Source organism: Phycisphaerae bacterium, assembly GCA_035384605.1.
GTDB lineage: Bacteria > Planctomycetota > Phycisphaerae > UBA1845 > PWPN01 > JAUCQB01.
The window spans coordinates 20,801-32,865 of the sequence record DAOOIV010000059.1 but is presented as its reverse complement, the minus strand read 5'-3'; the positions used below and the strand labels follow the sequence as shown (position 1 = coordinate 32,865).

The following is a 12,065-nucleotide window of genomic DNA, read 5'->3' as shown; positions in this document are numbered from 1 at the left end:
TTCGTCCAACTCGCCGCCCTCTTTTGTTGGATCACCTGAATGTCAACACGACCTAATATTCCTCGACATGCTCTCACACTACAAACCATCACACCCGGTGTCAATAATAGGTGACTGTCCCTAATATCCCGGTGTCAATAATAGGTGACTGTCCCTAATATCCAATATCCCAGATTCCCATCTGGGACCCTTCTGCCGACGATTCCGATCGTCATTCATACGTGAATGCGGAAAGGATTCCGCGGGGGATGCGGCCCGGAAAGGATTCCGGGCCGAGCGGTCCGTCCAACTCTTGGCATGCCCCCACACTACAAACCATCACACCCGGTGTCAATAATAGGTGACTGTCCCTATTTATCCCCAAGGGTTCCGGCGTCCCAGGTATAGTCGAACGTGCCATCCTGCGTCAGGTTCCCGTCGTCGTAAATAGGTGACTGTCCCTATTTATCCCCTCGGCTCGTCAAGACCGGGGGACCGAGGGGATAAACCCCTCGGCTCGTCAAGACCGGGGGGGCAGCGTCCGCGGCGTGACGGCTAAGCCGGTTCTCCCTTGACACGACGGGCGGCGGCGCCGCGAGCCAGAGGCTCCAACGCTTGGCGTTGGCCGTCGCGTCAAGGGTTCCGGCGTCCCAGGTGCAGTCGAACGTGCCATCCTGCGTCAGATTCCCGTCATCGTCGTAGGCAAACGCCTCGGTCGGGTAGGTCGTGGAGGCGTACTGGTTCAGGTCGTTGGCCGTGTAGGTAGCGGCGGCATTACTCGTCAATGCAGCATAATACTTCTTTAATATCCTTATGACTCCTATCAAATAGGTGACTGTCCCTAATATTAGTTGCGACGGAAGGGACTAGGTCGTGTTGACATTCATTGTAGCGGTTTTGACGCCTTTGCCGATGTTGTTAAGGATGTCACGGGCCATGGATGGTTCGTCTGGTTGGTTCAGGGAGGAACGCGGCCATGCGACGGCACGAGATCGGCGACGAGCAATGGAACAAGATCAAGGATTTGTTGCCCGGCAAGCCGAGCGACCCGGGGCGAACAGCCCGGGACAATCGCGGGTTCATCAACGCGGTTTTGTGGATCGCCAAGACGGGGGCTCCCTGGCGTGACTTGCCGGAGCGTTTTGGGAACTGGAACTCCGTCTTCCAGCGATTCAACCGCTGGGCCAAACGCGGCGTATGGCAGCGGTTGTTGCGGGCCTGGCAGGATCCGGACTTAGAGCGTCTGATGCTCGACTCGACTATCATTCGGGCCCACCAGCACGCCGCGGGGGCGAGAAAAAAGGGGGCGATGATGAGGCCCTGGGGTGGTCGCGTGGCGGATTCGGCACCAAGCTGCACCTGGCCGTCGAAGCCCAGGGCCGTCCGGTGGAACTGACGCTGACGGGGGGCCAGGTTCACGACATCACCCAGGCGAACCGATTGCTGGCTGACCATAAGCCGGACTATGTGATTGCGGACAAGGCGTACGATTGCGACGAACTGGTGGCCGAAATCAAGGACCGCGGGAGCACGCCGGTGATTCCTTCCCGGGCGGGTCGGACGGTCCAGCGACGTGTGCTGAGGAAGCAGTACCGGCAACACAACCTGGCGGAGCGATTTGTGAATCGGATCAAGCGTTTTCGTCGCGTCGCCACCCGCTACGAGAAAACCGCCCGGAACTTCATGAGCTTCGTCCAACTCGCCGCCCTCTTTTGTTGGATGACCTGAATGTCAACACGACCTAGCCAGGAACTCCGATTCTCTTACCTATAACGAATTGCTAGAACTCATCGTGCTCTTTACATTCGCTGGGGGCGAGAGGCTGCTGACCTGATGTTTGTGCTTGGTACTTGTCAATCGCGGGGTCAAATCGGCCTGCATCAGTGGCTCACAATCGTGCAATTGGCCTCTGGGGCAAGCACCAGACCCGGGATACATTTAAATCAAGAGTTGCTCGGGCTCACGTGCGTTCTCGGGGATGGGCTCGCGTCCGGGGTCTGCGTTGGCACGGCTGAATCCCAATCGGGCCTGACGATTGCCGGCGTCGTGACAACAGGAGCCTGGGCTATCCGCAACCGGCAAGGCTCCCAGGCAAATGCGGTTGGAGATTTCGCTGCGAGGCTTGCCGAACGCTATGAAGATGAAGGGGATGGCATATTTGCTGACCTCGACGGGGCTTTTCTTGCTGTTGTTGGCGACATTAGATCGCGCAAGGTCGTTCTAGCCCGGGATCACGTTGGACAGTTTCCGCTCTACTATGCCCTCCTTGATCACGGTATTGCTTTCTCCTCTCAAGCTCATCTTCTGCTGGATGGCCCAGTGGTCGGCCGCCATCTTGATCGGGAGGGCGCTGCGCAGTATTTGTTGTTCGGCTTCCTGATGGGTAACAAGACGCTTGTTAAGGGTATTGCATTGCTTGAAGCCGGATGCGCTTTGCATTTTCAGCCAGAAGCAGGCAAATCTGAGGTCAGGAGATACTTCGTGTTGCCAAGCGGCGACGAAGAGCCCAATCCCGCTGCTGCTATTGATCAGATTGACGACTCGCTTAGAACGGCGTGCAGAGGCGCTGCGGCTGCTGGTGACGTGCCAGCAATTTGCCTGTCCGCAGGCCTTGATTCGCGAGTGCTTTTGGCAATCACTCACAGGGAGGGCCTGGATCTCGCTTGTGTGACAAATGGCGTGCAGGGAGGCATCGAACTCGAGTTGACGAGCCGGATGTGTCGGTCAGTTGGACACAAACACATCAAATGCCTCTTCGGTCCAGACCTTGTGGAGAAGGCTTCTGATTGGCTCTCAGGCGTCGTGGAGGCGAGCGATGGCGAAGCAAGTCTCTTGGATATTATGATGTTGTACGTGGCTCGCAAGTACCGCCACGAATTGGGCATTTCCCATGTGATCCGAGGTCATGGTGGTGAACTAACCAAACTCGAACGAGCCTATTCCTTCGCGGTTCCTGCTGAATTGGCTCTTGGCTCCGATCATGTCGCTGTCCGAGACCATCTGTACAGGCAACTCATCGCTTCCTGCGAGGGCGTCGATTTGTGTGCTATTTCGGCGGCCGACTGGCGAGATGTCATGCTCGATGGACCGCGAAGCACGTTCTGCGCGTCGTATGCGAAGTGGGAGGGATCTGTCTACCCCGGCCAATGCGTTTCGATTCTATTCATCACCGAGTTCCTTTCGCGGCGGATGATGTCAAGCATGAGGTGTCTCCGCACCGAACTGGCTGTCTCGCTACCCTTTCTCGACCCGAAAGTGATTTGTGCGATTCTGCGTTCTCCCCTCAGGCTGCGGCTGGGGACTACCATGCAGAACTTGCTCGTCTCCAGGAATCATGCCGGATTGTTGACCATCCCGAACTCGGCGATGAGAGTACCATTGACGGCCAGCCCGTTGAGGAGGCAACTCGTCTCGTATGCCTACCGGATAGCCCGGCGATTGGGTTATGGTCGGGCGGATGTTCCGGAGCGGTGGATCGAGCGGCGGCTCGCGAATCTGTTCGATACGGTATTGCTGTCTTCGCAAGCAAGATCACGTGACTTCGTCCAGAGTCAGGCAGTGTCCAAACTTGTGCGCCGATACGCGGAAGGTGAGAAACGACTTGCCGGTTTCCTCGGTCGCATGACGATGCTTGAGCTGTGGATGCGCAGGTTCATGGACTAAGATGCCGATAAGCGGTTGCCATGATGACTGATCGCATCTTCTTCTCGTTGCGGGACGACGATACGTCGTATTTCACGCGGCCGGAACACCTGGAGCGTTGCTACAAGCGCATTTGGAGGATCTGTCCCATATCCTTATCAGTTGTTCCATTCCACGGTTGTACAAAGTCTGGAGCCTTGCCGCGTGAATACTGGCGCGGAGACAGGATGTTCCCACTGGCTTCGAATGGAGAACTGGTGGCCTTTCTTCGGGAGAACATGTCGCATGGACGTATTCATGTGACCCTGCATGGTTACCATCATCGCGACGAGGTGCGAGGATTCGAGTTCGTTGCCGGCGCAGATCTTGATCGCAAGGTCCGCGACGGTAGACAGTATCTAGAAAGCCTTCTGGGACAGCCTGTCACCGTGTTCGTTCCGCCACACAACGCGCTCAGCTGGGAAGGTTACAGGGCAGTCGTGAGGGCCGGCCTGCACATCAGCGGTATCCAGTCATTCCACCCGTCCTTTCGAGGATGGGATCCGCGGATCGCATGGCTCGGGCTCAAGCGGCGGTGGTGGTACGGCCAGCATGGGTGCGAGTGGCCATGGCCGCTCGTCTTTCCGGATGGACATCGCGAGGTGCCCCATTTGACAGTCAGTCCATCCGTTGGCCTTGACCATGTGATGCGTGCCTTCAGGAGCGTGCTGAAGACTGGCGGCGTGTTCTGCTTGGCGACGCACTACTGGGAATTCGATGCCCCCAGCCGATGCGGGTCTGTCACTGTCCGAGAGATGGTGGAACAGTTGTGGGAGGAGGCGCAGCAGCACGTCGACCGTATCGAGTTCCTCCCACTGGGACGTCTGGCCGAGGTGAACAGGCCATGACCCGCTCTGCAGCGGCCGGTTGAAGTGCGAATCACGTTTGTCAATAGAATGATGGGGATACTCCGCGGCGGGGGGGAGCTTTTTGATTTGAACATGGCCCGAGCACTGAGAAGTCTCGGAGTCGACGTTCGCTTTGTGGTGGGGCGCAAGGTCGCAAGTGTTGACCAGCCGTTGGATGAGTTCGAGACTGAGTACATTCGCAGTCCGTACCTGCGAGATGTGGAGTATCGATACAGCGGGAGTCCATGGAGAATCTTGCGGGCTGCCTCTCTCCGCGCGCGGAGAATGGATGACCGCCTGTTTCAGATGGCCGCCCTGAAGCGATTGCTTGCGGACAAGCAAGCCGACGTATTCCAGGTTTGCGCCTTGGCCGATCTAGCGGCCCGGCTAACTGAAGCTGGCAGGAAAGCGGTTGTCCGATGGACCGGCCCACCGTCCGGTTATATGGCTGGCTGGGCCGTTCGTTGCAGCGGTAGTTTTTCGCATGGCGAATCGTACGAAGCGGCGAAGCGATGCGGATTGAATCCGGCTCATATAGTCGCCGGTTGCGATACGGAGTTATTCCGCCCGCCTGTTCGTCGGGAGTATCTCCGTGATCGTTGCGAATTCATCTTTGTGGGCCGTTGCGTTCCCGTTAAGAACCTTGAGTTCCTTCTGAGCGGCTTTGCAGAGGCAAGAAGACGGAGCCACGGTCTGCGACTCTCGATAGTGGGAGACGGCGACTCGTTGCCGGGTATCCGAAAGAGGATTGCCGAATTGGGAATTGCTGATAGCGTGAGACTACCTGGCTTCCTTCATGGGGCGGATCTGGCGCAGCAATACCAGGCAGCCGACTGCTTTGTTTTGGTCAGCCTTTACGAGTCGTTTAGCCTTGTCGCTCTTGAGGCGATGAGCTCCGGATTACCGCTCATTTTGTCGCGAGTGGGTCATTTACCCCGTTTTGTTGAACAGCATCAGGCGGGAAGTCTCGTGGAACCCGGCGACGTACAGGGGCTTGCGGACGAGATGCTTCGCTGGCAAGAGCAAGTCGAGGAACGCAGACGTACTGGCGAGAACAACCGTCGAGTGATCGAGGAACAGTACAGTTGGAAATCGAGTGCCCGCAAACTGCTGGATTACTACGAGAGTCTCTGCAGGAAGGCCTGAATATGAGAATTGCAGTGGTGTCTCCTTCGTTTCTACCATCAATCGGCGGGGCTGAGTTCGTTGCTCATCATTTGGCGCGGAACTGGTCAATGAACGGACACGAAGTCTGCGTGATGAACGCTATTAGTGACCAGCCTCCCGAAAACGAGACCTCTTATAACGTGAAGCGATTCACCATACTTCGTGGTTCGACGCGATTTGGCTATCACCGGTTTCCCTTCTCCGGATACGCGACGAGGCAGCTGGACCGCCTTATTTCTGATTATAAGCCAGACTTCATCTCGGCCCACTTCGGATACCCCACAGGGGTGTGGCTGAGCCGCATCTCACGATTGCCCACAACTCTGGTAACCTGCCACGGGCGTGAACTCACCAAGTTTGACTGGGGGTATCGGTCCGTTCACGGCATCGATTCGATACTCGCAAGAGCGCTCAATTCGTTGACGCGGTCCGTTGCCATCAGCACACATGCAAGAAAGCTAATGGAGGAGCTGGGAGTCGTGTCAAACAAGATCGTGGATATCCCGAACGGCGTCGAGTGGGGCAAGTTTCAAGAAAAGGCCACGTTCGACCTTCGAAAGAAGCTTCAGTTGCCTCGCGACGCCATTGTCGTCCTCACTGTTGGTCGTCAGCACCAGCAAAAAGATTATGAAACCGGTCTTCGTGCCTTCGCCCAACTGGCAGCCGGGACAAGAGGTGTGTACTACGTGATTCTCGGGCGTGGCACGGCGTGTTGGCAGCGCCTAGCGGAAGAATTGGGTGTGTCGACTCGCGTGCGTCTGTGCGAGGGACTCCATGGGATCGAACTCATTGGGGCATACCAGCAAGCGGACGTCTTCTTCTCCCCTTCAATATGGGAGATGTTTCCGTTGGTGGTCATCGAGGCGATGGCTGCTGGATTGCCTGCCGTAGTGACGAATATCAGCGGCAGCCAAGATGCCGTCAAGACGAATGTCAATGGAATAATCGTAGAGCCGAGACAACCAGGTCAGATGGCCGAAGCACTTGGCAGACTTACGGCTGATGCCGGCGTGCGTCATCAAATGGGCCAGGCCAGTCGGGAACTGGCTGAACGCTATGATTGGAGACACATCAGCCGCATGTACATCGATTGTGTCAAGAGCAATGCTGAGACAGCCTAGGGGAGAGAAGCCGAAACGGCGAGGTCGGAGTGTACAATGATCAATCCTAACAGCATGGTCTATGCGCAAGAACGGGTCTGGGTTGCGCCTTTTGCACCGCGCCCGATTTCTGCGGCGTCGGCATACGATCAGCCCCCTTCTCTGGGGCGAAAATGCGTCGAACTGTTCTACTATTTGTCTGTCGTGAATAGTGTCTTCGTATATAAGACAGGTGCCGCCATGCTGCCGTATTTCGGCGGAGCGCTTGTGGTCATGGCCGGCGCGGTCTGTCTGACCATCATGCTGGCACAACGTGAACGTATCCCGTTGACAGTGTGGTGTGCCGTACTCATCAACGTTTTCGCGACGCTCTCGCAAGGCATACGGGGCGAGATACCCATTATTGGAGAGGGGTTGAATCAGCTCTTTCTGTGGGCGTGTCAGTCGCTGGTTATCTGTTACCTCGTTCGGAATCCGGGGACACAAAAGCGGTTGCTGTTGTTTTTTGCAATTGTGCTCGTGTTTTGTGTTTACTTCTCCGGCGAACTGCAGGGCGGGAGCTCAGGCAGGCGCTTGCGATTGGAAAGGTATGGTGTGGGTTCGTCCTTTGGCAACGCCAACGATTTGGCCTACATGGTGGGAACCTTTGCGGTTGCCGTCCTGTTCTGGTCGCTTCGCAGCATAAGATCTGTGCGGCCGCTATTGTGGGCGCTGGCCTTAGTTCTTCTTGTTATCACTGTTCGGACTGTTTCCCGTGGCGCGATCACGGCTGTTGGCTGCGGTCTGGCCATGCTAGCGGTCGCCATTATGTTGGCCAGGGGGGCGAGGATCGGTGGTATCGTCATGGTTGTCTTCGGCATCATATTACTGTCGCAGCTTTCATTCTTGTTGGCTGACCCCATGGAGTTCCTGAAGGCAAGGATGAAAGGCGATGGCAGCAGTCGAGTGCGACTGGCGGTCTACAACGAAGCAACGCTTGAGCAACTGGCTGAGACATACCTGTTTGGACAAGGGATCGCGGGGACCAAGTCCGTTGTGACAGGAGTAACACCGCATAATACCTATCTCTACACTCAATTCGCATATGGCGGCCTCGCGGCCGTCAGCTACTTGGCCTGGATGCTGGCGATGGCTATTCGTACAACTCGTGTGTGTTTCCGGAGCGAATTACGGATGGATCTGCGGCTGGAAGTTGTTGCTCTGTTTGGGATGACGCTCATGTCGCACCTGCTCAGCAACCAAGGGTTCGTTTTTCTTTCCAGCATGTATGCAGTAGGTCTGATTGAGAAGTACGCTGTTCGCCTGCCGCGTGACGTCTGGGTGGGGCAAGCCGGTTGGCCCGACAGGCAGTCTGCTGGACTTGGCTGAGAAGCGAATGACTTCTTCTTTAGGTCAATTGCGCGCGCTGGTGGACAGCCTCCAGTGGCATCCGGTGGCTCGGCGAGATTCACCCGCCACGAACGGGCCTGCGTATCGGCGAGCGGAGACCCCGCTGTAAGTCAGCACGAGGCAACGAATTCGATTGACTCCCCTCCGTATTCTCCACGTGATCCCTCAAATCGGGGTTGGCGGCGCCGAGCGGCAGCTCCTTGAGTTGATCGTGCGATCGGACCGTGCTGTGGTCGAGCATCAAGTGTTGTACTACAACGATGCCCGAGACACGGATCAGATGGCCGCATATCAGCGTCTGGGCGTAGCGCCGGCGCGCGTGCCTCGCAATAGGGCACGGCCGTGGCGTTTCATCCGGGACCTGGCGGCGATGATCCGAGCGGCACGGCCGGATGTCGTGCACTGCTGGATGGGCAGCGGAGCGGTCTGGGGGCGGTTCGCGGCGATGCTGGCCGGTGCGAGGAACATCATCGTGGTTTACCGGGGCACGAGACTGTCCCGGGTGTACATGCAGCGGTTGAACGAGAGACTGACCGGGCGCCGCGTTCACTATATGTCGAACAGCCGGGCCTGCGCGCGGATCATTGCCGAGCAGTTGCACCTTGTGGCCGCGAAGTTTCATGTGGTCTACAACGGCGTCGACGCCTCGCGCTACCAGGTTCCCTCAGACCGGGCGGCGCTGCTCAGTGAACTGGGGCTGCCCGACGATCGCAAGCTGGTTGTGACCGTAGCCCGGCTCACACCGGTTAAGGATTATCCGACGCTGTTGCGAGCAGCTCGGCGGTGTCGGGGGCAACTGCCTGTCCGGTTCCTGATCGTCGGACACGGAGAACTCGACGCGGAACTGCGAGCCGTAGCAAGCCAATGGGATCTTGACGACACGGTGCACTTCCTTGGGCTTCGCCACGATATTCCCAGAATTCTGCGTTCGTCGGACCTCTTCTGTTTCACCAGCCTGAGTGAAGGATTCCCAAACGCTCTGCTCGAGGCGATGGCCGCGGGCCTGCCGATCGTAACTACCGATTTCCCCGGGGCCGAAGAGGTCATCGATCATGGGAGCACGGGGTTTGTCGTAAGGTCGGGTGATGACGAAGCGGTGTACTCGGCGATTCGGGAATTGGTCGAGAAGCCGGATCCGGGCAGGGAAATGGGCGACCGGGCCAGGCAGAGAGCGCAGGGCTCGTTTTCGATGGAGGCCATGGTGCGAAACACGCTGTCGTATTACAGGACGATCTTGAACGGATCTGCGCGTCCGACGGCGGGAGGATGACGTGTGGATCGGTTGTCGGGCCATCATCCCGCCCGCAGTGACGGTTCACAGGGGAGCGATGATCGGAGCCGCGTGCTGCACGTGGGCCCCCTGCCGCCGCCGGTTGGCGGGATGGCAACGAATGTAGAGGCGTTTCTGTGTTCCGATGTGGCCAGGTCATTTGCGATCCGCAACGTTCGCGTGGATCTGATCGGGAAATCCCGCTACCGAGGCTTTCTTCGCAAGCTGGCGAACCTCATCAACGCGGCGGTTCTGACAGCCGTCGTGGCCTCGATGGTGGTGGTGTGGCGGCCCGTCTTGGTGCATGTGCGAACGAACTCATGGGGAGGCTTCTTCGAGAAGGCGTTTCTTGTGCTGCTGGCGAGGCTTGGTCGCTGCCGCACCATTCTTCAAGTTCATGGCGGCGCTTTCGCCGAGTTCTACGACCAGGCCGGTTGGCTCGGCAAGAAGGCGATCCGCCGGGTCCTTGCAGTTCCCGATCGTGTCATCGCGATCTCTCGCGAGATGCAAGGCACACTGTGCCGCGTCTCTTCGCGTCCGGATCGGGTTACGGTCGTCGAGAACGCCGTCTTTGTGCCCCAGCGAACGATCTGGGATGTGAAGGAAGCCGCGGGCTCCCAGCGCGGCCAAGCCCCGGTGAAGATCCTGTTCCTGAACCGGGTCGAGCCGGCCAAGGGCATATGGGAGTTGCTGGAGGCCTTGGGCACCGTCCTGGAGCGGAGCAACGCATGCGCGCGAATCGTGGGCCCGGAGCCCGACTGCGGCGGCGAGTTGATGAGTCGGATTGGGCAGCTTGGCCTTCAGGATCGGATTCGGCTGGAGCCGGCCGTCCAGGGGCAAGCCAAGGAAAAGGCCTATCTGAGCGCAGACATCTACGTCCTGCCGAGCCATGTTGAAGGCATGCCCCTCGGTCTGCTTGAGGCGATGTCCTACGGTCTGCCCTGCATTGCCACGCCGGTCGGAGGGGTGCCGAGCGTCATCGACCATGACCGCAACGGGCTTCTTGTTCCCCCGAAGGATCCGCGGGCTTTGGCGGCCGCGATTCTCCGTTTGACGCAAGACGCGTCTGCCCGGCGGCGCTTGGGATCGGTGGCCCGGCAGACGATCGTGGATCGGTTCTCGTGGGACCGGCGGGCGAAGGAGTTCGTCAGCCTCTACCGGGATGTTCTGGAAACGGCGACGTCAGACAGGCGGCGATGACCGGCCTCGGACAGCGAGCTTATTGGCTGGCCCCCTATTTCCTGAAGCGGTGGATGGCCTCGTGGAGCGCCCGCCGGCTCGACGGTCAGCGATATGGACCCGAGTATGACGCGGTACTGTCCGAGATCAGGGAGCGCGATGGCTGGAGTGCGGAGCAGTTCGCCGCCTATCAGAACGAGGCTTTGCGGCGGATCGTTCAACTGGCAGGTGAGCATGTTCCGTACTATCAACGGCGGTTTGCCGAGGCCGGCATCTCACCTCAGGACATCAGGGGTGTCGAGGACCTTTCGCGTCTGCCGATTCTGGAAAAGAACGTTGTCCGCGAGTTCCCGACCCAACTGCTTAACCAGACCCTTGACCGAGCCTCGCTGATCCTCCTGCACACTTCAGGGACGACCGGCACTCCGCTGGATCTGTATCGCGATCGGCGGCTGAGCGCAACGGCTTGTGCCTACTTCGACGCCCGATGTCATGCGGTTGCCGGGATGCAAAGGCGGGTCAATCGATCGGTCAGCATCGGGGGGCACCTGGTTGCCCCGCCGTGGCGAACTCGGCCTCCGTTCTGGGTCTACAACGCCCGGTGGCGGCAACTGTATATGTCGAGCTCGCATCTGGCGCCTCAGTATCTGGACGCTTATGTGGATGCTATCCGCGAGTTCGCCGCCGATTACATCGAGGGTTACCCGTCGAGCGTGTACGCGATTGCCCGGCACATTGTGGACCAAAAACTCGAACCGGTGCGAATGAAGGCTTGTTTCACAACGGCCGAGACGCTGTTGGAGTACCAGCGAGATGCGATCAGCGGGGCGTTTTGCTGCTGGACCTACGACCAGTACGGTTGCGGCGAGATGGCGGTGTTCGCCGCCGAGTGCCGTGAAGGGTCCCTCCACCTGAGCCCGGAGTACGGCATCGTCGAGGTGCTTGACGCACAGGACCGGCCGGTGCTGCCCGGCGAGGTCGGCCAACTGGTCTGCACCAGCCTGGTCAACCACGTGCAGCCGTTCCTGCGATATCGGCTCGGCGACCTGGGATGCCTGCTACCCGGACGATGCCGGTGCGGCAGCGAAATGCCGATGCTGGGCCAGATCGAGGGGCGAATCGATGCGGTGCTGGTGACTCGCGACGGCCGGCGTATCGGACGACTCGATCCGGTGTTCAAGGGGGCTCGAGGGATCGTGGAAGCCCAAGTGGTCCAGGACGATCTCGATCGGTTTCGTATCCGCATCGTGCCGGCCAAGGACTACACGGACAACGACGGACGCGTTGTTGCCGCCAATCTGGCCCACAGGATCGGCGGCGGCGATATCAGGGTGGAGGTCGTGCCGGCAATCGAGCGGACAGCGGCAGGCAAGTTTCAAGCAGTCGTCTCGCTGCTTCCTCGGCCTTCGGCAGCGGCGGCCTCGGCGAGCAAACATGATGGTTGAGCGGCTC

10 protein-coding genes are annotated in these 12,065 nt (G+C 58.8%); 9 read left to right on the top strand and 1 reads right to left on the bottom strand.

Annotated features, from left to right (window positions below):
• Window positions 1–440: 440 nt before the first annotated feature.
• Entirely contained in the window at window positions 441–764 is a 324-nt protein-coding gene (locus PLL20_13530) for a hypothetical protein (GenBank protein ID HPD31013.1), read from the bottom strand.
• Between the two features lie 191 nt (window positions 765–955).
• Here PLL20_13530 and PLL20_13525 point away from each other — a divergent pair.
• The 9 genes from PLL20_13525 (at window position 956) to PLL20_13485 (ending at window position 12,058) form a co-directional block, all read left to right on the top strand.
• Window positions 956–1,707, top strand: a protein-coding gene (locus PLL20_13525) for an IS5 family transposase (GenBank protein ID HPD31012.1) whose coding sequence is annotated in 2 segments (ribosomal slippage) — window positions 956–1,273 and window positions 1,276–1,707 — 750 coding nt in all. Because the reading frame shifts where the segments join, the coding sequence is not laid out codon by codon here.
• A 105-nt stretch (window positions 1,708–1,812) separates the two neighbouring features.
• A complete protein-coding gene (locus PLL20_13520; protein ID HPD31011.1) occupies window positions 1,813–3,642 on the top strand; it encodes an asparagine synthase-related protein in 1,830 nt (609 codons plus the stop codon).
• A gap of 23 nt (window positions 3,643–3,665) precedes the next feature.
• A complete protein-coding gene (locus PLL20_13515; GenBank protein HPD31010.1) occupies window positions 3,666–4,508 on the top strand; it encodes a DUF2334 domain-containing protein in 843 nt (280 codons plus the stop codon).
• Between the two features lie 93 nt (window positions 4,509–4,601).
• Window positions 4,602–5,654, top strand: a complete 1,053-nt coding sequence (locus PLL20_13510) for a glycosyltransferase family 4 protein (protein HPD31009.1) — start codon at window positions 4,602–4,604, stop codon at window positions 5,652–5,654.
• Between the two features lie 2 nt (window positions 5,655–5,656).
• Entirely contained in the window at window positions 5,657–6,796 is a 1,140-nt protein-coding gene (locus PLL20_13505; GenBank protein ID HPD31008.1) for a glycosyltransferase family 4 protein, read from the top strand.
• A 36-nt stretch (window positions 6,797–6,832) separates the two neighbouring features.
• Entirely contained in the window at window positions 6,833–8,143 is a 1,311-nt protein-coding gene (locus PLL20_13500) for a hypothetical protein (protein HPD31007.1), read from the top strand.
• A 178-nt stretch (window positions 8,144–8,321) separates the two neighbouring features.
• Window positions 8,322–9,434 carry a glycosyltransferase gene (locus PLL20_13495; GenBank protein ID HPD31006.1) on the top strand — a complete coding sequence of 371 codons (1,113 nt, stop codon included), beginning with the start codon at window positions 8,322–8,324 and terminating at the stop codon, window positions 9,432–9,434.
• 3 nt (window positions 9,435–9,437) lie between these two features.
• Entirely contained in the window at window positions 9,438–10,634 is a 1,197-nt protein-coding gene (locus PLL20_13490) for a glycosyltransferase family 4 protein (GenBank protein HPD31005.1), read from the top strand.
• Complete coding sequence (locus PLL20_13485; GenBank protein ID HPD31004.1) at window positions 10,631–12,058, top strand: hypothetical protein; 1,428 nt, start codon at window positions 10,631–10,633, stop codon at window positions 12,056–12,058. The genes PLL20_13490 and PLL20_13485 overlap by 4 nt, the downstream gene beginning before the upstream one ends.
• Window positions 12,059–12,065 lie beyond the last annotated feature (7 nt).